Source organism: Paenibacillus sp. Marseille-P2973 (assembly GCF_018101095.1).
Classification (GTDB): Bacteria; Bacillota; Bacilli; order Paenibacillales; family Paenibacillaceae; genus Fontibacillus; species Fontibacillus vini.
On record NZ_JAGQEH010000007.1, the window covers coordinates 215,296 to 237,714 of the forward strand.

General features: G+C 52.2%; 22 protein-coding genes. 2 read left to right on the plus strand and 20 right to left on the minus strand.

Annotation, left to right across the window (positions count from 1 at the left end):
- Positions 1-16: 16 nt before the first annotated feature.
- A complete protein-coding gene (locus KB559_RS15970) occupies positions 17-631 on the minus strand; it encodes a DUF47 domain-containing protein (protein WP_114498688.1) in 615 nt (204 codons plus the stop codon).
- A gap of 197 nt (positions 632-828) precedes the next feature.
- Complete coding sequence (locus KB559_RS15975; protein WP_211022933.1) at positions 829-1,908, minus strand: DUF3048 domain-containing protein; 1,080 nt, start codon at positions 1,906-1,908, stop codon at positions 829-831.
- A gap of 150 nt (positions 1,909-2,058) precedes the next feature.
- Between KB559_RS15975 and KB559_RS15980 the strand changes: the two genes are divergently transcribed.
- The gene (locus KB559_RS15980; RefSeq protein WP_211022934.1) at positions 2,059-2,568 is read left to right on the plus strand and encodes a DoxX family membrane protein; all 510 of its coding nucleotides are present in this window, start codon (positions 2,059-2,061) and stop codon (positions 2,566-2,568) included.
- A gap of 30 nt (positions 2,569-2,598) precedes the next feature.
- Here the strand turns inward: KB559_RS15980 and KB559_RS15985 are convergent, their stop codons facing one another.
- The 3 genes from KB559_RS15985 to KB559_RS15995 all read right to left on the minus strand — a co-directional run bounded on the left by KB559_RS15985 (position 2,599) and on the right by KB559_RS15995 (position 4,678).
- The gene (locus KB559_RS15985) at positions 2,599-3,390 is read right to left on the minus strand and encodes a dioxygenase family protein (protein ID WP_211022935.1); all 792 of its coding nucleotides are present in this window, start codon (positions 3,388-3,390) and stop codon (positions 2,599-2,601) included.
- A 120-nt stretch (positions 3,391-3,510) separates the two neighbouring features.
- The gene (locus KB559_RS15990) at positions 3,511-4,338 is read right to left on the minus strand and encodes an alpha/beta hydrolase (protein WP_211022936.1); all 828 of its coding nucleotides are present in this window, start codon (positions 4,336-4,338) and stop codon (positions 3,511-3,513) included.
- Positions 4,339-4,462: 124 nt separating this feature from the next.
- A complete protein-coding gene (locus tag KB559_RS15995) occupies positions 4,463-4,678 on the minus strand; it encodes a hypothetical protein (protein WP_211022937.1) in 216 nt (71 codons plus the stop codon).
- A gap of 259 nt (positions 4,679-4,937) precedes the next feature.
- Here KB559_RS15995 and KB559_RS16000 point away from each other — a divergent pair, with 259 nt between their 5' ends.
- Positions 4,938-5,636, plus strand: a complete 699-nt coding sequence (locus KB559_RS16000; RefSeq protein ID WP_211022938.1) for a DUF1129 family protein — start codon at positions 4,938-4,940, stop codon at positions 5,634-5,636.
- Between the two features lie 71 nt (positions 5,637-5,707).
- On the opposite strand, the gene KB559_RS16005 is transcribed toward KB559_RS16000, so the two are convergent.
- The 15 genes from KB559_RS16005 to purQ all read right to left on the minus strand — a co-directional run bounded on the left by KB559_RS16005 (position 5,708) and on the right by purQ (position 22,419).
- Positions 5,708-6,466 (minus strand): hypothetical protein, encoded by a 759-nt coding sequence (locus tag KB559_RS16005; RefSeq protein ID WP_211022939.1) that lies wholly within the window; start codon positions 6,464-6,466, stop codon positions 5,708-5,710.
- On the minus strand, positions 6,463-7,164 hold the full coding sequence (locus tag KB559_RS16010; protein ID WP_247681873.1) for an ABC transporter ATP-binding protein: 702 nt from the start codon (positions 7,162-7,164) through the stop codon (positions 6,463-6,465). The genes KB559_RS16005 and KB559_RS16010 overlap by 4 nt, the downstream gene beginning before the upstream one ends.
- Positions 7,165-7,192: 28 nt before the next feature.
- Positions 7,193-7,567, minus strand: coding sequence for a GntR family transcriptional regulator (locus KB559_RS16015; protein WP_211022940.1), 375 nt, complete (start codon positions 7,565-7,567; stop codon positions 7,193-7,195).
- A gap of 38 nt (positions 7,568-7,605) precedes the next feature.
- Positions 7,606-8,370, minus strand: coding sequence for an ABC transporter permease (locus KB559_RS16020; protein WP_211022941.1), 765 nt, complete (start codon positions 8,368-8,370; stop codon positions 7,606-7,608).
- Positions 8,363-9,331, minus strand: a complete 969-nt coding sequence (locus KB559_RS16025; RefSeq protein ID WP_211022942.1) for an ABC transporter ATP-binding protein — start codon at positions 9,329-9,331, stop codon at positions 8,363-8,365. The genes KB559_RS16020 and KB559_RS16025 overlap by 8 nt, the downstream gene beginning before the upstream one ends.
- Before the next feature lie 246 nt (positions 9,332-9,577).
- A complete protein-coding gene (ilvA, locus tag KB559_RS16030; RefSeq protein ID WP_211022943.1) occupies positions 9,578-10,840 on the minus strand; it encodes a threonine ammonia-lyase IlvA in 1,263 nt (420 codons plus the stop codon).
- 157 nt (positions 10,841-10,997) lie between these two features.
- Positions 10,998-11,225: a hypothetical protein gene (locus tag KB559_RS16035; RefSeq protein WP_211022944.1), complete on the minus strand. Its 228-nt coding sequence runs from the start codon at positions 11,223-11,225 to the stop codon at positions 10,998-11,000.
- Between the two features lie 103 nt (positions 11,226-11,328).
- Positions 11,329-12,234: an AraC family transcriptional regulator gene (locus tag KB559_RS16040; RefSeq protein WP_211022977.1), complete on the minus strand. Its 906-nt coding sequence runs from the start codon at positions 12,232-12,234 to the stop codon at positions 11,329-11,331.
- A 306-nt stretch (positions 12,235-12,540) separates the two neighbouring features.
- Positions 12,541-13,812, minus strand: a complete 1,272-nt coding sequence (gene purD / locus KB559_RS16045) for a phosphoribosylamine--glycine ligase (protein ID WP_211022945.1) — start codon at positions 13,810-13,812, stop codon at positions 12,541-12,543.
- 365 nt (positions 13,813-14,177) lie between these two features.
- Positions 14,178-15,725 carry a bifunctional phosphoribosylaminoimidazolecarboxamide formyltransferase/IMP cyclohydrolase gene (purH, locus tag KB559_RS16050; RefSeq protein ID WP_211022946.1) on the minus strand — a complete coding sequence of 516 codons (1,548 nt, stop codon included), beginning with the start codon at positions 15,723-15,725 and terminating at the stop codon, positions 14,178-14,180.
- A gap of 231 nt (positions 15,726-15,956) precedes the next feature.
- Positions 15,957-16,580 (minus strand): phosphoribosylglycinamide formyltransferase, encoded by a 624-nt coding sequence (gene purN, locus KB559_RS16055; RefSeq protein WP_211022947.1) that lies wholly within the window; start codon positions 16,578-16,580, stop codon positions 15,957-15,959.
- Positions 16,580-17,623, minus strand: coding sequence for a phosphoribosylformylglycinamidine cyclo-ligase (purM, locus tag KB559_RS16060; protein ID WP_211022948.1), 1,044 nt, complete (start codon positions 17,621-17,623; stop codon positions 16,580-16,582). Before purM ends, purN begins: the two co-directional genes overlap by 1 nt.
- Positions 17,624-18,045: 422 nt before the next feature.
- On the minus strand, positions 18,046-19,524 hold the full coding sequence (purF, locus tag KB559_RS16065) for an amidophosphoribosyltransferase (RefSeq protein ID WP_211022949.1): 1,479 nt from the start codon (positions 19,522-19,524) through the stop codon (positions 18,046-18,048).
- Complete coding sequence (gene purL / locus KB559_RS16070; protein ID WP_211022950.1) at positions 19,509-21,752, minus strand: phosphoribosylformylglycinamidine synthase subunit PurL; 2,244 nt, start codon at positions 21,750-21,752, stop codon at positions 19,509-19,511. Before purL ends, purF begins: the two co-directional genes overlap by 16 nt.
- Positions 21,730-22,419 carry a phosphoribosylformylglycinamidine synthase subunit PurQ gene (purQ, locus tag KB559_RS16075; protein ID WP_211022951.1) on the minus strand — a complete coding sequence of 230 codons (690 nt, stop codon included), beginning with the start codon at positions 22,417-22,419 and terminating at the stop codon, positions 21,730-21,732. Before purQ ends, purL begins: the two co-directional genes overlap by 23 nt.

The following is a 22,419-nucleotide window of genomic DNA, read 5'->3' on the forward strand; positions in this document are numbered from 1 at the left end:
AAAAGTCTGGCTTAACTTATGAATTGCGCATGATAATGGATTCCAGCATATTCGCCACGTGTTCGCACGCATCTGTCGTCGTTTCAAGACGCTCGTAGATCTCTTTCTTCTTGATCAGAACGATCGGATCCGTCACTTTCGCAAACAGCTCGTTAATGCAAATTCTCAGCAGCTCATCGCCTTGATTCTCCAGGTCATTCAGACGAATCGTATATTCGCGAATGGCAAGAAGCTTCTTCTGGGACAGCAGATGAATCGCTTTTTGAATTTCGTAAGCCGAATTGCGCAAAATTTCCGCAAAATGAATGATATGCTCGTCCGGCTCATTCAGATGATACATATAAAAACGGGATGTCGTCGCTTCCAAACCATCCATGACATCGTCCAGCGTTGTCGTCAGGTTCATGATGTCATCACGTTCAATGGGTGTAATAAACGTTTTGTTCAATTCGACGATAATGGTGTGTGTGTATTCGTCGCATTTGGACTCAAATTCCTTCATTTGCTTAGCAAATTGAGCCACATCCTTAAATTCCGTTACCTGCTGGGCGAAATAGTCCGCCGAATGGACGATCGTATCGGCCATGTTCTCCAAAGTTTGGAAAAAGATATCCTTTTTCTTCACTCGCATCTGAGTTCCTCTTTTCTCTACGTGTAATTTTTACACTCCTAACACCTGTAACACACCTGAATATTCTATCACAACTCGTGAGTTTATAGGAAATAATGTCGCAAACATTTCATCTTCATTTGCTTATATTTACCCTAACTTTCCCATTCTTATCCTTAGTTCCCCATAATTCAACACGGCTATCAGACTTTGCCTGCTTATTCCGTCTTCACATGACTGTCGAAATCCGGTTGATTCGGCACCACATTAAAATAAGTAGTCCCGGGAACGAACGGAACCTCGACATTATCCTTCACGAAGCGGATGACATCATCCGTGCGATGTATCCATTGCCCGCGGATAGCCTTTCCCTGCTGGAACAATATGGCTTCACCTCCAAGATTGAGGTCCACGGCCAAACGGCCCACGTCGTCGAGTACTTTATGGTCCGCGCCCAGCACAACAACATTGGCAGCCGTTAAAGTCTCTCCCGTGTCGAGATCGGTATGCGGGCTTCCGTTAATGTACCTTTTATATAATTTAGTCTCCGTATCGTACTCATAAGTCACCTTGTAGTTGTCCAATTGGAACTTGATCTCTATCGACCCCACCGGTTCCCCTTCAATCGGGTCGTCCTTGCCCCGGAACGTATAGCCGGGAACCTCCGTATCTTCGGTGGCGTATCCCCGTTTGGCCGCGCCCTCCAGCAGCTTCTCCACATTGGAGTATAAATTGTGCGGCGCTTTCCGCGATTTATCCCGCCAGAAATAGGCTCCCGCATTCGTGATCTCGTCCAGATCCTCCTTATGCTGGCGCTGAAGCACGGCATAAGCGTCGTTGCTCGCCCCTGCATGTACCAAAACTCCGTGATAACTCTCGCCAAGCTCGATCATGTACGGGCGAATACTGCGAATGGGTCCGATTTTAGCCTCATCCGCATTGCTGTGAAAGATCGACACCAGCCGTGTCACCCCGCCCTCGGCCAGAACTTCATAGACGATATCGGCGCCTGACAGGCCGGATTGGGGCCTTGCGGCCGGGGCATTATTCACCATGACCGCCAATGGACGCCGGGTCAAGGGTTCATCCAGCGGCATGCCCGTTAGCGGAGCCGTAAACGCGGAGCCTTCGGTTTCCGCAGGCTCACCGGATGGCTCATTATTTTCACTGACAACCGGTACTGTAGACTCGTCCTCGGGAAGCGAGCCCCCTTGCTTCTGACCGCAGCCTGCAAGAAACAACAAGCCTGCCAACAACACCAGGAAAATAAACCTGGTTCTCGTGATGGATAATTTCATGATTCCTCCGTATAACTATGTATTACCTCCATTATACGTCGAATAAAGTCATGGCGAAAAGAACAATTGTACGAGATTGGCAAGAAATGTCGGGCATTTATTACAAATTTTAATTATAGTGTAGTTATAAGAAAAGGAGGAGATGTCCAAATGTTTGTTCATTGGTTGAGGAATAATGTGATCGCTTCATGGCTGCTCGCCGTGATCCGGATCTATGTGGGATTCGAGTGGTTGACTTCAGGCTGGGGTAAACTGACCGGCGGTTTCGACGCCAAAGGCTTTCTGACCGCAGCGATCGATAAGAGCGGCGGTGAACATCCCGCCGTCCAAGGGTGGTGGGCTTCGTTTCTCGAGCATTTCGCCCTGCCTGGCGTAGGACTGTTTAATGTGCTGGTCCCCGTAGGCGAAGTACTGGTCGGACTTGGCTTGATACTGGGCCTATTCACTTGGGCGGCGGCCTTGTTTGGCATGATCATGAACTTCGCGTTCTTGTTCTCGGGAACGGTAAGTACGAATCCGCAACTGCTTCTGCTGCAAATTTTCATTGCCGTTGCGGGTGCGAACGCCGGTCGGATCGGGCTCGACTATTATGTACTCCCTTATTTGCGGCGGGTGTTTGGCCGCAAACGCGTTACCGGCACTTTCCCCGGCAACCGGTAAGGTAAGTAAAGGGCCAATTGGATCGGCCCTTTACTCCAGGCTGCCGAACCTCCAACAGTTCAGGCTGAGGCTGCCATACTCATAGCCTTGATACAATTTAAGGGCCTTGCGGTCATGATCCGCGGCTCCCATGGCATAGAAGAGCGGGGCGAAATGCTCCGTGGCATAAGACGGAACGGCTTCCCTTACATGGGGAGCCTTTTTCTCGTATTCAAACAAGGAACGAAGATTCCATTTCCCCAGCTGTTCCCCAATCCAGTCGTCAAAAAGAACGGCCCAGGACGCCGGGGCCGCTCCCTCGCGATCCAGGAGACGCAAATTGTGAACAAGCCCGCCGCTGCCGATGACTAGTACATCTTCATCGCGCAGACCAGCGAGCATTTTACCGATGGCATATTGTTCGGAAGGCGAACGTTTCGAATCTACGGAGAGTTCCACTACGGGTATGTCTGCATCCGGAAACATGGCGCGCAGTACGACCCATGCCCCATGGTCTAGACCTCTGCCCGAGACGGGCCGGAATGGCAGATTGCAAGAGCCAAACAAGGCACCGATTTCCTTGCTCAGTTCCGGTTGGCCGGGAGCCGGATAGCGAATGCTGTACATTTCTTCCGGAAAGCCGTAATAATCGTGAATCGTAGCATGAGTTTCGTCTTCAGTGAGAAGCTGGACGGAGGAATCCCAATGCGCCGAGAAAATAACGACCGCCCGCGGGCGTTTCAGCGTCTTCTGTCCCAACTGCCGAAGAAAATCAATGTAATCATCGTTTCCGATAGCCAGGGTCGGGGACCCATGGGCTATAAACAATGCAGGCTGAGCCATTTATCCGGCCTCCCGTCAAAGCGAATGGTATACTTCCATTTTATCCCTAAAGGAAGCCATTTACCACTTTCCCGGAAAAAACCGTCTAACTTTTTCATTTCTCACGTCATACGCGAAAGCTCAGATCATCCAATGCTGCCAATTGCTGTTCGCGGCTTCCAAACCGCCAAGCCATTCTCTCGTTTTCCGAATCAGTTGTTCCCGGGTTTCTCCGGAAGAATACGTGTGATCCGCCTGAAAAATAATCTCTTTGTCGCAGCGGCCTTCCTGACGCATCCAGAACACTTTCTGATAGAGGAACGCATAATCGGCCGGGATGGTATCATCGGATGTACCATGGATGACCAGCACGTCTCCCGTAAATTTGACCGCTTCCTGAAACGGCTGATAGGTGCCGAGTGATTCGAAAAATACAGGGCTTAAGCCATATCCCAAATAATCGGCAGTGCCATGCTTAATTGCCTCATCATGAACCTTGCGTCCGGTAATTTTAACAATATCGCTGAACGGATACCCGACTGCGGACCAAAGGATCAGGTTCTTGACCCGCCGGTCCCGCGCTGCCGTAAGCAATGCGACCGCTCCGCCAAGACTATGGCCGATCAAGGTTACCCGGGTCGGATCGATATCGCCGATGGAAAGGGCGTAATCAAGCACCGCCCTTGTCTGCGCGATCATTGAATCGATCCCTTCCCGTCCGTATTCGCCGCTGCTCTCCCCGCATCCGATGTAGTCGAATCGGACGACGAGGTAGCCCTCATTCGCCAGGTCCCGCGCAGTCTTGACGAAGAGCCGGTCCACTCCGATCCGGCTACCGACGAAGCCGTGGCAGATGACAACGAGCGGAACCCGGTCCTTGCACCGTCCTGTTTTCTTGTCCTGAGCCGCATAATGAATGCTTGCCGCAATCTGTTCTTCCCCGTGATGGATCGTAATCTGCCGTTCCATGTCCAGTCCCTCCGTCCGCAATGCTAATTGAGAATTAATTAATGTTATATTAATCCGATGAGTTTAATATGAATTGATATTAAACTCATCTTAGCACCGCTGCTCTGGAGTGTCAATCCTTTCCTCACTCATAGGACTGGATAAAGTACATCCGGGTTTGTTCGGTTCCCTCCCATTGATTTGTAAAGAGGCTGTCCTCAGGACGACCCGCGTCCATCGACATCCCTTGATCATTGACGGAGTCCACGGCCTCCTCTTCACTCACCACTTCCTCCAGGCTTCCCCGGGAATGACTGTTCAACAAAAATCTTCGGGTCAGTTCAGATTCGTATTTGCCCATTCGTCCATTACCTCCTTTATCTTTTGCTGTAGTTTCGGCGGAGCCGGAGTCTTTTTATTCCTTGTTCAAAAAATAGACAACCTTGGTTACTGATTCTCCGGTCATACATGGAATTATCCGAACGGTAAGGTATAGCCATTTCCGTAGGCCCTTGCGGAAGTGACAAAATTTGCAGTATACTACTGGAGAAAATCGGTAAATTAAAAGCAAAATGGGAGAATCAATCAGGATTTGCACAGGTTGGGAGGAGAGGAAATCATTGTACATTCATGAGATGATTCATGAAACTAAAACATTAAGACAACGAATGACCCCGGCTAACGAAGCCTATTTTGGGGAAATGGTCATGTACATCCGATCCGGTTCGAGTTCTTTGACGGAAGCAAAGGGAGAAGAAGTACTGTTGGGCTTGGCCAGACAAATCATCAAGAATCAGGACAAAGGCATTACCGCCGCAGAGCTATTCGGAACCGACGCAGCCGCCTACTGCGAACAGCTTGTGGATGATGTCAATATGCGTAAACCGCGGAGCACCAAAGATAAAATCAAATACTATACGATGATCCCATGGGTTGCTTTAACCTGGGTCTTCTTTATTTACATGATCACCGGCTTCTTCAGCAAATGGTTTGGCGGAGAGCTGGAATATACCCTGATCAGCAGCGCTTCGCTCCTTCTTATTGCCGCACTTTCCATCGTATTAATGGAATTGGTCACCCGTTTTCTCGGCCCCGGCTCCAGAAAGAGCGAGCAGGAGCAAACCGCCGCCCGATCGCGCAAATTTGATCCGAAAGCGTTAGGCGTGTACCTTGCCGTTGCCGTCGGCCTGGTCGCCATCGGATTGCTTTTGGGCCGGATCATGCCATCCTTTACCGTGTCGCCTTGGGATAGCTTAATCATCTTCGTCATTGGGATTCTCGGGCAAAAATTCATTTTCGGACGACGGACCAAATCATAAGCAAAATAAAGGCCGGACCGGGACATGCTCCATACGCATGCCCGGCCGGCCTTTATTGAATTTTGCGATTTTTAGATTTCCATTTTTCGATTAATCAAATAAGAAATCAACCAAACCATCAGCCCCATGAATACGGCTTCGACCGCAAAAGCACCCCAATGCAGTCCGAACATATTCTCGGAGGAAAATTCCGCGCTCATTTCCCCCGAACCGGTTTCAGCTGAGAATATGCCTACCGAAAAAACTCCGAACTCGGCGCCGAACAAAGCTTTCTCTATCACGCCGATCACATATTGAATGACGAAGAAAGTCAAAATTCCGACCCAAGTTCCACCCTTGCCGCGAATACTTATAGCTGCGCCGATCGCAATCGCCAGAAAAATCATTATAATAAACAAGCTGTACTGCCATACCCCGAGCAGAAAAATGACGACAATATCTTTTATAATTTCTCCGTTCAATCCGTTGAACCCTGGCAATGTCGCAATATTCAGATACACAAGTCCATGGACGGCCATGATCGCCAACACGGTAAGGATAAAAATCCAGCAGAGCAAGAACGAAGAAATGACCGACCAGACCGGATGCACCGGCAATAACCTGCGGTGGTAAGCCTTAATATTGTGATCGAACGTTTTGCTGCCGAGGACAATGACGAAAATCCCCGCAGAAGCATAGAGAATAACAATTAAAACGATGGTTATCTCCGTTGCCCAATTTCGCGTAATCCCGAACCATGTGATCAATAATTCGGCAATTGCCAAAATGGCGACCATTCCCAGAAAGGTATTGGCATTCCGCTTCCAATCGTATTTTAGCAATTTCATCATTCCGCAAACACCTCTTTGAACATGTCGTCCACGCTTTTTCCGTGCTTAAGCCGTATATCCTCCACTTCCTCCTGCAGAACGATCTCGCCGTTTCGGATGAAAATTACTTCATCAAAAATCCGTTCAATATCCCGGACAAGGTGGGTTGAAATGACCAAACTGCTGTCCTCGCTATAAAATTCAACGATAGCGTCAAGAATTTTCGCCCGGGCCACCGGATCGACTCCGCCGATCGGTTCATCCAGCAGGTATAGCTTGGCCTGGCGGGACAGCGCTAGCGTCAGCTGCAGGCGTTCGTTCATCCCTTTGGACAGGGAGCTTACCCGGTCCGTATCCTTCAAATTCATAAAATCCAGCATTTTCTTTGCCTTTTCCTCATCAAAATCGGAATAGAAATCGCGGTAGAACCCAACCGCGTCCCGAACCTTCATCCAAGACTCCGTCAAGGGACGGTCCGGCATGAAGGATACGGCCGATTTGGTGTCGAGTCCGACCGGAGCCCCCAGCACGCTGACGCTACCACTCGAGGCCGGTATCAATCCGGCGGCAATTTTCATCAGCGTGCTTTTCCCACTGCCGTTCGTGCCAAGCAGACCGATAATTTTGCCGGAGTCCACGCCGAACGAAACGTTGTTTAACGCCGGTTTCGAACGGTATGACTTCGATACTCCTTCAAACTTCAGTAATTTATCCACCATCACTCGCGTCTCTCCTTTGACGTTGTGGTTATCGCCGTTCCTCCGGCTTAACGGCTTCCGCGACGATCGCCGTGATATCCTGGTCCGTAAACCCCAGCTCCTGCATTCCGTTAATGAATCTTTCCAGCAAATCGCCGGCCATTTCTTTTTTGATCGACATAATTTTCTCTTCCTCACTTGTCACGTATCTTCCAAGACCGCGTCTCGTCTCCACTACGCCTTCACGCTCCAATTCCTGAAAAGTGCGTTGCACCGTATTCGGATTGATTTGCAGCTCGGCTGCAAGTTCACGCACGGAGAGAATCTTGTCTCCGGCTTTCATTTTTCCGGTCACGATCTCCCGTTTGATATAATTCATAATTTGAATGTAAATCGGCAGATTATTGTCGAATTCCATAGTCACATCTGGCCCTTCCTTTCCGCCGCTGATCAGGCCGTATTTTAAGCAACATCCCGTTTTTTAAACGTAACAAAGCTTGCTCCAAGAAACAAGACTAGATATACGGCAAGCACGATCAGCGAGAACGTCAGCGTCATGCCTTGAACCGGCGGAGTGCCGCCTTCCATATATACCGACAAGTTCACGTTTGTGAAATGGACGTACTTGATGATGTCATATCTTGATAATAAACCCACGACCAGGCTTTCGATCAGAACCAGAAGCATGCCGACCCCAATCGTAGCTCCGGTAGAACGGGTTAAAACGCCGATCATAAACGTTACCGTAACATAAATCAGACTATACGCCAGTTGAACCGCCGCAGTGAGGAGAACATCCACCCATCCGTACTCTCCGGCCTGAAGGCCGAACAGCATTCCTCCAACGAGAAGCGAAAAGATACCCGCGAATAGAGATAGGGACAAAATATAAACCAGCACGGACACATATTTGGATGCAAGTATTTTGCTGCGGCTCTGCGCCCGGATCAGGAGGAGCTTGATCGTCCCCAGGCTGTGTTCCTTCGCTACGGAACCGGCCGTCCCGATGATTGCCAGAAACGTAAGCAGCTGTCCCATGCCATTTTCGGAGAACACGCCGACCATAAATTCGAAGCCTGAAGGCATCCCGTCCTGCGAGCCGAAGTTCTTCATCAAATAAGCGATCATCACGACAACAACGGCGATAGCTGCGTAAGGAATGAAGAAGCTGCGTTTCTTGTACATTTTCAACCATTCATTCGTCACCAATTTTCCGAAACTAAGCAATGCGGTTCCCTCCCGTCCATTTCAAAAACTCATCTTCCAGTGATTCCTTAATCTCCTCAATCCGGTACAATGCGATTCCATCGGCACCAAGCGCTCCAACCACCCGCGGAATGTAAGCGTCCCGGACTGAAACTGTCACTTCGTTCTTCTCCTCCGACACGTTTAATACCGTAATTTCCTCCATCCGTTCCAGCCGCGCCTTCGTCTTACCGGCGTCATCCACCCGGAAGGTTACGTTCACTCGTTCCGCCTTCGCAGTTTCTCCGCCCGAGCCTCCGAGATTTCGAACCGTGACCAGCTTGCCTTCCTGAATGACTACGACCCGACTGCACATCAGCTCCATCTCCGACAGCAAGTGGCTGGAGACGAGCACCGCGATTCCCTCTTCGTTCGCAATCCGTTTGAGATAATCGCGCATTTCGCGTATCCCTGCCGGATCAAGGCCGTTGGTCGGCTCATCCAGAATGAGAATCGAAGGATCATGCAGCAAGGCTTGAGCTATTCCTAAACGCTGCCGCATCCCGAGAGAATAAGCCTTCACTTTTTTCTTCATCGCGTTCTCAAGTCCGACCAGCTTTACTACCGTACGGATCCGTTCCTCCGTAATTCCTTCCATCATCCGCTGATACTGCTTGAGATTATCGTAACCGGTCATATAGGGATAGAACTCCGGGTTTTCAATGATCCCGCCCATATGGGCAATGGCTCCCGTAAAATCCTTCCGGACGCTGATCCCTTTGACGAGCACATCGCCTTCCGTCATTCCGATTAAACCGACGATCATCCGGATGGTGGTCGTTTTCCCCGCTCCGTTTGGCCCGAGCAATCCAACGATTTCTCCTTTGTGTATGTCAAAAGAAAGCTTATCGACGATATTTCTGTTCTTGATTCGTTTGGTTACTCCTTTGACAGAAAGCACAGCCGTATTGTCCGCTTCGCCTTTCTCTAAAGGTTCTTTCATTGAGATCACTCCTTATTCTTATTACGTACTAGTGTCATAGTTGAATAGTACACTAGTTTATTGGTATTGTAAAGCCTCTATCTCAGATCTTGTGAAAAGCGGCTTCCGCCCGGGAGAATCGACGCCCTTATTGGGAATCATGAGTGGACACTTTTTTGTCTACCTTGGGGCCGAGTTAGCATCATATAAAAAAAGCCCCGGCTAATCCGCCAAAGCGGACTGCCGGGACTATGCAGGTTCCCAAACTCAAATCAGTAAATTAAACAAGTTCAGATCACGGTTTAACTCCGTATAAGGTATGCCTTTGGCCTCCATCCGTTCGATAAGCCCCTGGTAATCTTCCTTATCACTGAGCTCGATCCCGACGAGAGCCGGACCGTTCTCTTTATTGTGCTTCTTGGTGTATTCAAAACGAGCGATATCGTCATTCGGTCCAAGCACCTGCTCCAAGAACTCGCGAAGCGCGCCCGCCCGCTGCGGGAAATTAATCAGGAAATAATGCTTCAATCCTTCGTAGATCAGGGAACGCTCCTTCATTTCCTGCATCCGGTCGATATCGTTGTTGCCCCCGCTGATGATGCAGACTACAGTTTTACCGCGAATCTCATCGCGGTACATGTCGAGCGCCGACACCGGTAGCGCACCCGCCGGCTCTACCACAATCGCGCTGTCGTTGTAAAGTTCAAGAATCGTTGTACACGCCTTCCCCTCCGGGACTTTGACGATATCATCCAGCAGTCGGGAGGAAATTTCATAATTCAGATCGCCGACGCGCTTCACCGCCGCCCCATCGACGAACTTGTCGATGGTGTCCAGCGTAACCACTTGCTTGCGTTGGATGGCTTCCGACATGGAGGCCGCTCCGGACGGCTCCACGCCGATCAGCTTGGTTTCCGGGCTCATCGCTTTCAGGTAAGTACCCACCCCGGAAACAAGTCCGCCGCCGCCGATCGTGACGAATACATAATCCGCCGGGGTATCCAGGCTCTCCATGATTTCCATGGCAATCGTTCCGTTACCGGCAACAATCTTCGGGTCGTCAAACGGATGAATGAACGTCATCCCGCCTTCATTGCATGCCTTCATCGCTTCCGCAAAAGCATCGTCATACGTATCTCCGGTAAGAATAACTTCTACCGACGAGCCGCCGAATCTTTTTACCTGCTTGATCTTCTGGTTCGGCGTAGTGCTCGGCATGAAGATTTTACCTTGGATACCGAGCGCGTTGCACGAAAAGGCTACTCCTTGAGCATGGTTTCCCGCACTCGCGCAGACGATGCCTTTCTCAAGCTCCTCTTTACCGAGGCTGCGAATCATATTGTACGCGCCGCGTATTTTAAACGAGCGGACAACCTGCAAATCCTCCCGTTTCAAATAAACTTTACAATCATATTTAGCCGACAGAGTCGGGTCCAGTTGCAGCGGCGTGCGTCTAACCACTTCCTTTAGAACATGGTGCGCACGAATGATATCTTCCATTCCTACCGTATGGCTTTTCGTTTGACTCATCTCTATCTCCTTCCAACTCGATTCTCTCATTCTTTTAAAGGTACACCTGAATCGCCCGAGGTTCAAGAGGTATCTTCATAATATCCTTGGCATTGTAAAAAACATACAAACGCCCCTTGGCCGGCTGCGGATCAGCGTGGACCAAAGGGCACTGCACTTACTTTGAGCTCTTTTTAGCAACCATACTTGGTTTAGGCTGCACTTCCGTCTTGTTGACATGGGCGATCTCCGTCAACTTCCATTCCGTTTCGCCCAGCACAAGATCGGCGGGAAACTCTTCTCCCTTTTGCAGATAGTTCTCTCGACCGAGTTCATCAGTATATACGCCTTCGACCTCCACGATTTCGCGGGAAACCGGAAGCATGTCTTTCTTCTCTTTGCTCACTTTAGATCGCCTCCTCCAGCATAGTATCTCCCGGGGGAAATCGTTTATCCAAAACGAAAAAGACCGCCCGGACTCACCCGGACAGTCTCTTCCCGTTCCCATCTCAGATTCTTTTCACAGGCCGCAGAACCGCATAACCATACCCTTCCGGAAAATGCCGCTGATAATCCTGCTTATCGTCTTCGTCCCATGCGTATCCGAGGGATGCGGGGTTGAAATTCCACGCCAGCGCTTCCACGGCCTGCATCACGGGCCAATTGTCCTTCAAATAATCATAAGGAGGATGAAAAAACACCAGGTATTCGGAGGCCGGAATCAGCCTGCACTCCATTCCTTCCGGGATCACGCCCGTATCTTCTACGGGGACGGGAATTCCATATAAGTAGCCTTTCTTCCCGTTTTCATAAAACCATCCTGCCGTCTGGCCCAACTGACCGATCAGCGTACGGCCGGACATGCTTTCCAGAGTCCCGCAAATTTCGTCACAGTCATGCCCGTTTGCCCAGAACGAGCCGTAGTTTGATACTTCCTTGTCCCGAATTCCGATAAATTGATGGGCCGGAATATGCTCTACCTTAACCTCGATATGCTGGATAGCGGATTTTAAATTCATGTTCCATTGCTCCTTCATCGCGAAATGATAAGGAGAGAAGACTTCCTGCCGGACGGCCAGCTTGATGGGACGTTTCGATTTCCGGTAGGCGCCCGGCGTAATGCCGAACGCTTTGACGAACGCACGAGTCATCGCTTCCTGAGACGAAAAGCCGCATCCGATGGCAATGTCGAGCACCCGTTTGTCCGTATCGCGGAGCTCCAAGGCGACACGGCTGATCCGGCGCATCCGGACATAATCCCGAAGCGTCATCCCCGTCAGTGCATGAAACTGCTTTGTGCAATAATGAGGTGAGTAACCCAACTGCTTCGACATCGAAAGCAGTGAAGGCGCCTCCTCCAGATGTTCGTCAACCCAGTCAATCATCCGTTGCACCATCTCGTTCCATTCGTACATCTCCGGCAGCTCTCCTTTCATGAACAATGTATCACGATCATTTTCGAGGCTTTTGATCTGAATTGCAAAAGTAAAGACCGCCCGCTGACGGACGGCCTGAATGGATGTTTCTCTATAAGTGCGAGTTCAAAAAGTCAGGTTTTCAGGACCGAGAAGGTTGGATGAAGCTAGGGACTGAGTAGCGGAGCGTACATGAGGTACGTGAGCAACGGAAGGCCCGGCTGAATTCAAGATTCGACGTCGAATCCGCTTCATGATCCCCTTCGTCGTGGAAAGATGACTTGTTTGAACAACCTCTATAATTGATTATACCAAGGCCTTCGCAGCGATGTCTGTGCGATTTTGCTTACCTTCGAACGAAATTCTGTCTGCTGCGGTGTAAGCTTTATCGCGTGCCTCGGCAATATCCTTTCCGAGCCCGACGACGCCAAGCACACGTCCGCCGCTCGTCACCAACTCGCCGGCCTCGCCCTTGGCCGTGCCCGCATGGAAGACGAGCGCGTCCTTCTCCGAAACCTGGTCGAGTCCGTGAATCGGCAAGCCTTTCGGATAAGACGCCGGGTATCCGCCGGAGGCCAAAATGACGCAAACGGCCGCTTCCTCGCTCCATTCGATCTCCACATCAGCCAACGTTCCATTAACCGCCGCCAAAAAAATCTCCAGCAAATCGCTCTTCAGCCGCGGCAGAACTACCTGAGTCTCCGGGTCGCCGAAGCGTGCGTTGAATTCGATCGTCTTCGGCTTGCCGTCCGGCGCGATCATCAAGCCGGCAAACAGAACGCCCCGGAATGGACGTCCTTCCTGAACCATCGCCTTCGCGGTCGGTTTGATGATCGTTTCGAGCGCCTCTTCGATAATGCTATCCTCGATGTGAGGAAGCGGCGAATAGGTGCCCATGCCGCCCGTATTCGGTCCCTTATCGCCGTCGTATACCTGCTTATGATCTTGAGCAGCCGCCATCGGGCGTACCGTCTCCCCGTCCACGAACGACAGGATCGACATTTCCTGCCCCGCCAGGAACTCCTCGATCACGACCTGGCTGCCCGATTCGCCGAACACCTTGTCTACCATGATCTGCTTCAAAGCGAGCTCCGCTTCTTCCCGGGTAAAAGCGACGGTTACGCCTTTCCCTGCGGCCAAGCCGTCCGCCTTAATAACGATCGGCACAGGCTGGGCTTGCAAATAAGACAGCGCCGCTTCGTAATCGTCAAACTTCTCATAGGCTGCGGTCGGAATTTGATATTTTTTCAGCAAATCCTTCATGAAGGTTTTGCTGCCTTCGATCAGCGCCGCATTTTTCCGCGGTCCGAACACCGGTATGCCTTTTGCTTCGAAAGCGTCGACAATTCCGTCCACTAGTGGATCATCCGGTCCTACGACGACCAATCCAACCTTCTTCTCCAACGCAAACTCCGTCAGCCGGTCGAATTCATGAACCTGAATCGGAGCCAGCTCCGCAATTTGCCCGATCCCCGCATTTCCTGGTGCACAATAGATAACGCCAGCTTTAGGACTCTTGGCCAAAGACCAACAGATCGCATGCTCGCGTCCGCCGCCGCCGATAACTAAAATATCCATCCAACATTTCCTCCTTAATGTATAGCATTTTCGGTGCTACAGGTGCTCTTGGTGCTCTTGGTTGTGTTTAGCCACTCTTGGTGCGCTTGCCTCGTCTAACGGACACAGGAGACGTTAAACCGCCTAAAATGGCTCATTTCTGATTTTAACGGACACCACAGCACTTATTCCCTTAATTAGTGCCTACTTTACTGCCGAATCAGGAAAATAAGAGTTCCCATGTCCGTTAGGTTAGAAAATCTGTGATTTTCGCCCCCATAACGGCCGTGGTGGCCGTTACGCAAAGCGCAATCTCCTCTTCGTCCAACGAAACGACACGAAAAACGACAGGGCCGCCGCAGCGGTCCTGCCGTCCAGGCCTTAGCTTAATGTTTGAAATGTCTTACGCCGGTGAATACCATGGCAATACCATATTCATTAGCCACTTTGATCGATTCCTCGTCCTTAACGGAGCCGCCTGGCTGAATAACCGCCGTGATTCCGGCCTTTGCGGCGATCTCCAGCGTATCGCCCATCGGGAAGAACGCGTCGGAAGCAAGCACGCTGCCTTTGGATTTGTCTCCCGCTTGCTCGATGGCGATCTTCGCCGATCCGACCCGGTTCATTTGACCGGCCCCAACGCCGACCGTCATGTCATCCTTCGCCAGCACGATGGCGTTGGATTTCACATGCTTAACAACTTTCCAGCCGAACAACAGCTGTTTCAATTCCGCTTCTGTCGGTTTACGATCCGTTACGACCTGCAGATCGCTTTCGGTCAAGGAGTGAACATCGCTCTCTTGAACAACCATGCCGCCTTCAATCGAAGTAACGACGAGCTGGCTGTTCCGGCTGCCCGCCGACTCTAAACTGCCGAGCTTAAGCAAGCGAATGTTTTTCTTTTTCGTCAACAGTTCCAGCGCTTCCGCCGTAAATCCTGGCGCCAGAATGATTTCAAGGAAAATCTCTTTCAGCAGCATCGCAGTTGCTTCGTCAATAATCCGGTTGGCCGCGACAATTCCGCCAAAGATCGATACCGGATCGGCATCATAGGCCTTGCGATAAGCTTCATAGATGCTCTCGCCGACACCTACGCCGCAAGGGTTCATATGTTTTACGGCCACGACAGCCGGTTCTTCAAATTCCTTCACGATTTGCAGCGCTGCATTTGCGTCATTGATATTGTTGTACGACAATTCTTTGCCATGGAACTGCTCGGCTGTCGTCAGCGTATCCGCTGCAGCCAGCGGCTTGCGGTAGAATGCCGCTTTTTGATGCGGGTTTTCGCCGTAGCGAAGGTCCTGGATTTTCTCATAGGTTACCGTGTAACGCTCAGGCAGCGGATCTCCGGTCACGTTCGACAAATAATCGGAGATGAGCGCGTCGTAAGCCGATGTATGACGGAACACTTTCGCCGCCAACCGTTTACGAGTTTCCAGCGTCGTATCTCCGCCTGAACGAACTTCTTCCAATACAGTGCCGTAATCGGCCGAATCGACAACCACGCTGACAAAAGCATGGTTTTTGGCAGCCGAACGCAGCATGGTCGGTCCGCCGATGTCGATGTTCTCGATTGCGTCCTCGTAAGTCACATCGGGCTTGGCGATCGTCTCTTGGAACGGATACAGGTTTACGACGACCAGGTCAATGTAATCCAGTCCCAACTCCTTCATTTGAGCCTGATGCTCCGCGCTGTCGCGAACGGCAAGCAAGCCGCTGTGAACGGCCGGGTGCAATGTTTTGACGCGACCGTCCAAAATTTCCGGAAAGCCCGTAACTTCGGAAATCCCGATCACCGGAACTCCTTCCTTCGACAACAGGTTCTTCGTTCCTCCTGTCGAAATGATCTCCACACCAAGCTGTGACAGCTCGCGGCAGAATTCCACGATGCCTGTTTTGTCCGACACGCTAACGAGCGCTCTTTTGATTCCCACAATTGGCTCCCCCTTATTAATGACGAATAATGACCACGATATTTCTCGGGAAATATCGAAACCTCTCCAACTAATCCGGCTGAAAAAGACTTCTTTCGCATTCCGGCAGATCAACTACGGCAGCTTGTCAAAAGTGCGCAAACACTTCTCGACGCAGCTTTGCCGCTCTGCCGTTCCATTGCTCTATGCTGAACCATAAGGTTTTTCGCTCATACAACAAAACGCTGTATTCTACTGTCGTATAGTGACTTTCCTGCCATCCACAATCACTCGTCCACTCGCAAACCATGACACAACCTGCGGATACAGCTCTTTTTCCGCTTGGTGAATTCTGTCTTCCAAGGTCTGAATATTGTCATCCGGCAGTACCGGTACCGCCTCTTGCGCCACAACCGCGCCCGTATCCATGCCCCCATCGACCAAATGCACGGTAACCCCGGTTACCTTCACGCCGTAGTCCCATGCCTGCCCGATCGCATCTTTGCCTGGAAAAGCCGGCAGCAGCGAAGGATGGATGTTTATCATTTTCCCGGCATAAGGTTTTACCAGAACCGACGTAAGGAGCCTCATATATCCGGCCAGCACAACGAGATCGACCTGATGTTTTTCTAATTCGGCTACGATCTCTGCTTCGTAATCTTCACGCCGGGCATATTCCTTAGGCGTAAACAGAAAAGTATCCACGCCAGCCTGCCGCGCACGCTCCACCACCGGAGCCTGCGGCTTGTCGCAGACGAGCAGAACGATTTCCGCGGAGCCAAGTTCTCCTGCACGCGAAGCATCCACCAGCGCTTGAAAATTGGTTCCCTGGCCGGAAGCAAACACCGCGATCCGGCAGGAGGAAGAGGACGCCATTACACTTCCGCTCCCTTAAACGTAACGATGCCTTCGCCGGAGGTTACACGCCCGATCACATAAGGAGTTTCTCCTGCGGCGCGAAGTGCGGAAAGCGATGCCTCGGCATCCTGCTCCGATACCACGATAACAAGTCCGATGCCCATATTAAAAGTCGTAAACATATCTCGGTTGCTGACATTGCCCTTTTGCTGAAGCAGCGAAAAGATCGGCAAAATCGGCCATGAGCCGTAGTCGATTTCAGCATTTACCCCTTCCGGCAGAACGCGCGGAATGTTCTCGATGAACCCGCCGCCGGTAATATGGGCCATCCCTTTGACCTTGACCTGCTCCAGCAAGCCAAGCACCGGCTTCACATAGAGCTTGGTCGGTGTCAGCAGCACGTCGCCGAGCACTTCGCCGCCGAGCTCCGGTAAGCTATCCTGCAGCCCGTAGCCGGCTTGCTCCAGCAGCAGCTTCCGCACCAGTGAGAAACCGTTGCTATGCACGCCGCTCGACGCTAAGCCGATCACCGTATCGCCGGCTGCAATCGTGCTGCCATTGACGATTTTGCTCTTGTCGACAACGCCGACTGTAAATCCGGCGATATCGTATTCGCCTTCGCTGTACATGCCCGGCATTTCCGCCGTTTCGCCACCGATCAGAGCACAGCCCGATTCATGACATCCTTCGGCAATCCCGGCCACGATCGACTCGATCTTCTCGGGCACAACTTTATCGCAAGCCAGATAATCGAGGAAGAACAACGGCTCCGCCCCTTGCACGACGATGTCGTTGACGCACATCGCGACCGCGTCGATCCCGATCGTATCGTGCTTATCCATCGCGAACGCGATTTTCAGCTTGGTGCCTACGCCGTCGGTTCCCGATACCAGCACCGGCTCCTCATATTTGTCTTTGTTCAGCCCGAACAAAGCGCCGAAACCGCCCAAATCAGTCATAACCTCCGGACGGAACGTCCGTTTGACGTGCTTTTTCATCCGCTCTACCGCTTCATTGCCTGCCGCGATATCCACACCGGCGTTTTTGTAAGCTTCAGACACGTAGGGACACACTCCTTGTAATGGATTTATTGGACACGTTCAACCTTCAACCCTTGCAATCGTACACGTTGTAACGCTGAGGAACAGGGAAACCTGGAACGCATTGTGCCAGGTTCGCTTCTACCGGCTTAATTAACTGGAAAACCTGCGGTTAATTCGCTAGAAAACGCTTCGTCCCCTTAATTAACTGCAAAACCTGCAGTTAACTTGCTAGAAAAACTCTATCCGAGGCAAAAAGCCCTAAATTAACTGGAGAAAATACAGTTATTCTACATCTACTATCAAAAATGAGGAGATTAGCTGCAGGAAATACAGTTAGTTCTCAGCTACATAACATTGCCATTAGCCGACTGAGATTCCTGCTCACTGCCTCTCCAAAATTCATATTATTTCATCCCATAAAATACATAGCCCGTGAAAAATCAGCAGGTACAGCCAAATTTCTCTTCGCCGTCGAAATCGGTCCTAGTCGGATAATCGTTGTCGAAGCAGGCCATGCACAGACCGCCTTTATAGTCGTCCTGATTGTCGCCGCCGACGGCACGGATAAGGCCTTCCGGCGTCAAAAATTGCAGTGAATCCGCGTTGATCTCCCTGCAAATCTCCTCGACCGACTTGGCGGAGGCGATCAGCTCGCCGCGATCCGGCGTGTCGATCCCGTAGAAGCACGGGTTCTTGAACGGCGGTGAAGTGATGCGCACATGCACCTCGGTCGCTCCGGCATCACGCAGCAGATTTACGATGCGCCGCGACGTCGTGCCGCGAACGATCGAGTCGTCGATCATGACGACGCGCTTGCCTTCCACCACGCGGCGGACGGCGCTCAGCTTCATCTTCACGCCCTGCTCGCGCAGCTCCTGGCTCGGCTGGATGAACGTCCGGCCGGTATATTTGTTCTTGATCAGACCGAGCTCGTAAGGAATGCCGGTCTGCTCCGCATAGCCGATGGCGGCGGAGATGCTGGAATCGGGCACGCCGGTTACGACGTCGGCATCCACGAACGATTCCTGCGCCATCACCTGCCCCATCCGCTTGCGCGAAGCGTGCAGGTTAGAGCCGTTCAGATCACTGTCCGGACGTGAGAAGTAAATATACTCCATCGCGCACAACGCTTTCCGTTCAGGGGCGGCGTACCGCTCCTCTCGCAAGCCGTTCTGGTCAAGAACGAGCAGCTCGCCGGGCCGGATATCGCGGATCGATTCTGCGCCGACCACCTCGAATGCGCATGTCTCCGACGAGAACAGGTACGCATCTCCGAGCCGTCCCATCGTCAGAGGGCGCAAGCCGTTCGGATCGCTGGCGACAAGCAGCTTGTCGTTCGTCAGCAGCAGGAAGGCGAAGCCTCCGACAAGCTGCCGAAGCGCGTCCTTCGCCGCTTCGACAAACTCCTTCGGCGAGCGCGCGATCAGATGCGCGATGACCTCCGTATCGCTCGTCGTCTGAAAGATCGAGCCGCTTTGCTCCAGCTCGCGGCGGATCTTCGGCGCGTTCACGATGTTGCCGTTCGTCGCCACCGCCAGGTCGCCGTCGCGGTATTTGAAGATCAGCGGCTGCGCATTCGTCAGCCGGCTGTCGCCGCTTGTCGAGTAACGCACATGCCCGATAGAACGATCGCCAACCAGCGATTCCAGTTTATCGCGGTCAAACACCTCTTTGACCAGTCCCATTCCGCGATGGTAGTTGAACGATTCCCCGTTCGTCACGCACAGTCCGGCGCTCTCTTCCCCGCGGTGCTGCAAAGCATGCAGCCCGTAGTAGGAAAGAGAAGCGGCCTCGGGATGGCCGAAAACCCCGAATACGCCGCATTCTTCTTTTAATGTATCGAAAATATCGCTCCGGCCCGTGCCTTCGTTATAATAATCGCCTGTCCACAACCGTTGCGTCATTATTTCATCAGACATGGAATGGTGTCCTCCCAGACCCGCTTGAGTCCCTCCACAGGTCTGTTCAGGGCGGAAGCTCCGCCTACAGTGATGACCAGATCGCTGCCGGCCACCTCTCCGATTCTTTGTACAGGCACACCGCGCGAAGCGATGAAGTCCTGCAGCTTCTCCGCTTGTTCCTTCGATGCCGAGAGCAGAATCCGGGACTGTGATTCACTGAACAAGGCCACATCGGGACGCAGCGAGGAATTAAGTTCCACGGTAGCACCCAGGCCGCCGCTGATGCAGGATTCCGCCAGCGCTACAGCCAGGCCGCCTTCGGCCAAATCATGCGCAGAGCGAACCAAACCTGATTGGATCGCGCCGAGAACCGCATCGAGCAGCTTTTTCTCAACTTCCAGATCAAGCTGCGGAGGACGTCCTTCGGTTACGCCATGCACAACAGCTTGGAATTCACTGCCGCCGAGCTCGCCCTTCGTATCGCCCAGCAGGAATACTACATCACCCTCAGCCTTGAAGCCCTGGGTCGTAATATGATCCGTATCATGTACCAGCCCGACCATGCCCACCACCGGGGTCGGATAGATCGCGCCTTTCGCATTTTCATTGTACAGGCTGACATTACCGCCGATAACCGGCGCGTCCAGCACGCGGCAGGCTTCCGCCATCCCGTCGACCGCACGCTCCATCTGCCAGAAAATTTCCGGCTTTTCAGGGCTGCCGAAGTTCAGGTTATCCGTGATCGCAAGCGGCTCCGCACCCGAGCAAACAATGTTGCGCGCAGCTTCGCTAACCGCGATCTTGCCGCCGACTTCAGGATCCAGATAAACAAAACGTCCGTTGCAATCCGTCGTCATCGCCAATCCTTTGCGGGTTCCGCGAATCGTTACAACCGCAGCATCCGATCCCGGACGAACGGCCGTGCTGGTGCGAACCATGTAGTCATACTGGTTGTATACCCATGCCTTGCTCGACACGGACGGCGACGCCAGCACTTGATCCAGCGCAGCGCCCAAATCGCTGACTTCTGCATAACGCAAAGTATCTACTGCCGCATTTTGCTCATAGTAAGCAGGAACTGCGGACGGTTTTTCATAAATCGGACATTCGTCGACCAGCGCCGTTACCGGCATATCGCCGACAACCTCGCCATGATGGAACAGCTTCAAGCGGCCATCGTCCGTGACTTTACCAACTTTGGAGCAAATTACGCCCCAGCGTTCAAAAATCTCCATCGCCTGCGCTTCATCCTTCGGCTCGACGACGAACAACATCCGTTCTTGCGATTCCGACAGCATCATTTCGTAAGCCGTCATGCCTTCCTCACGCTGCGGCACTTGGTCCAGGTACAACTCCAGGCCGTTGCCCGCCTTGCTCGCCATCTCTGCGCTGGAACAAGTAAGTCCCGCTGCGCCCATATCTTGAATGCCGAGCACGATGCCCGTGTCGATCAGCTCCAGGCAAGCTTCCATGACCAGCTTCTCCATGAACGGATCGCCGACCTGAACCGCTGTCCGTTTTGCTTCCGACTCTTCCGTCAGCTCTTCCGAAGCGAACGTCGCGCCGTGAATGCCATCGCGGCCCGTAGGCGGCCCCACGTAAAAGACCGGGTTGCCGACGCCTTTGGCTACACCGCGTTGGATTTTGTCGTGATCGATCAGCCCGACGCACATCGCATTGACCAGCGGATTGCCGTCATAGCTGTCATCGAACACCACTTCGCCGCCTACCGTCGGAATGCCGATGCAGTTGCCGTAACCGGCAATCCCGGAAACCACATGCTCGAACAAATATTTGACGCGGTCGCTTTCCAATTTTCCGAACCGTAAAGAATTAAGCAGAGCCACAGGTCTTGCGCCCATAGAAAAAATATCACGGATAATCCCGCCCACGCCCGTAGCCGCGCCTTGATAAGGCTCAACGGCCGAAGGGTGGTTATGGCTTTCGATTTTAAATACAACCGCCTGATTGTCGCCGATGTCAACGATCCCCGCGCCTTCGCCGGGTCCCATCAGAACGCGCGGTCCCTCCGTAGGGAAGCGGCGCAATAACGGCTTGGAGTTTTTGTAAGCACAATGCTCGGACCACATCACGCTGAACACGCCGATTTCCGTGTAATTCGGTTTGCGGCCGAGGAATCCGCAGATCAGTTCATACTCGCTGTCCGATACACCCATCTGTTTGTAAATTTGCTGCTCCGCGATTTGCTCCGCGTTCGGTTCCTTAGCGGACACTTGCTGACTCATGCCGATCCCTCCATGCCTTTAATATCGAAGTAAACATTTTTTTGCCGTCTTCGGACCCCAGCAGCGAGTCTACCGCACGCTCCGGATGGGGCATCATCCCGACCACGTTGCCGTTTTTGTTGGAGATGCCGGCGATATCCTCCACCGACCCGTTCGGATTGTTCACATATCTGAAAATAATCTGGTTATTCGCCTTCAAATCAGCCAGCGTAGCTTCATCGCAATAATAGTTGCCTTCCCCGTGAGCGATCGGAATCTTGATCTCTTCGCCCACCTCATATTGCGTCGTAAACGGGTTGCTGTTGTTCTCAACGCGCAGCACCGTATCATGACAGAGGAATTTCAGCGACATGTTGCGTAGCAGCGTTCCCGGCAGCAGGCCCGCTTCGGTCAAGATTTGGAACCCGTTGCAGATGCCGAGAATATATTTGCCTTGCTCTGCGGCCTTCGCTACTTCCGCCATAACCGGAGCAAACCGGGAAATGGCTCCGCAGCGGAGATAATCCCCATAAGAGAAACCGCCGGGCACGAGAATACAGTCATAAGCGGAAAGATCCGTAGCGGTATGCCATACGTAATCTACAGGCTCGCCGATCGTATCTTCCACCGCTTTGTAGCAGTCGATGTCACAGTTGGAACCGGGAAATACGAGTACTGCGAATTTCAT

Coding starts and splice junctions, on each gene's coding strand:
- KB559_RS15970 (WP_114498688.1), bottom strand. CDS start 631: ATGCGAGTGAAGAAAAAGGATATCTTTTTCCAAACTTTGGAGAACATG.
- KB559_RS15975 (WP_211022933.1), bottom strand. CDS start 1,908: ATGAAATTATCCATCACGAGAACCAGGTTTATTTTCCTGGTGTTGTTG.
- KB559_RS15980 (WP_211022934.1), top strand. CDS start 2,059: ATGTTTGTTCATTGGTTGAGGAATAATGTGATCGCTTCATGGCTGCTC.
- KB559_RS15985 (WP_211022935.1), bottom strand. CDS start 3,390: ATGGCTCAGCCTGCATTGTTTATAGCCCATGGGTCCCCGACCCTGGCT.
- KB559_RS15990 (WP_211022936.1), bottom strand. CDS start 4,338: ATGGAACGGCAGATTACGATCCATCACGGGGAAGAACAGATTGCGGCA.
- KB559_RS15995 (WP_211022937.1), bottom strand. CDS start 4,678: ATGGGCAAATACGAATCTGAACTGACCCGAAGATTTTTGTTGAACAGT.
- KB559_RS16005 (WP_211022939.1), bottom strand. CDS start 6,466: ATGATGAAATTGCTAAAATACGATTGGAAGCGGAATGCCAATACCTTT.
- KB559_RS16010 (WP_247681873.1), bottom strand. CDS start 7,164: ATGGTGGATAAATTACTGAAGTTTGAAGGAGTATCGAAGTCATACCGT.
- KB559_RS16025 (WP_211022942.1), bottom strand. CDS start 9,331: ATGAAAGAACCTTTAGAGAAAGGCGAAGCGGACAATACGGCTGTGCTT.
- ilvA (WP_211022943.1), bottom strand. CDS start 10,840: ATGAGTCAAACGAAAAGCCATACGGTAGGAATGGAAGATATCATTCGT.
- KB559_RS16040 (WP_211022977.1), bottom strand. CDS start 12,234: ATGTACGAATGGAACGAGATGGTGCAACGGATGATTGACTGGGTTGAC.
- purD (WP_211022945.1), bottom strand. CDS start 13,812: ATGGATATTTTAGTTATCGGCGGCGGCGGACGCGAGCATGCGATCTGT.
- purN (WP_211022947.1), bottom strand. CDS start 16,580: ATGGCGTCCTCTTCCTCCTGCCGGATCGCGGTGTTTGCTTCCGGCCAG.
- purF (WP_211022949.1), bottom strand. CDS start 19,524: ATGTCTGATGAAATAATGACGCAACGGTTGTGGACAGGCGATTATTAT.
- purL (WP_211022950.1), bottom strand. CDS start 21,752: ATGAGTCAGCAAGTGTCCGCTAAGGAACCGAACGCGGAGCAAATCGCG.
- purQ (WP_211022951.1), bottom strand. CDS start 22,419: ATGAAATTCGCAGTACTCGTATTTCCCGGTTCCAACTGTGACATCGAC.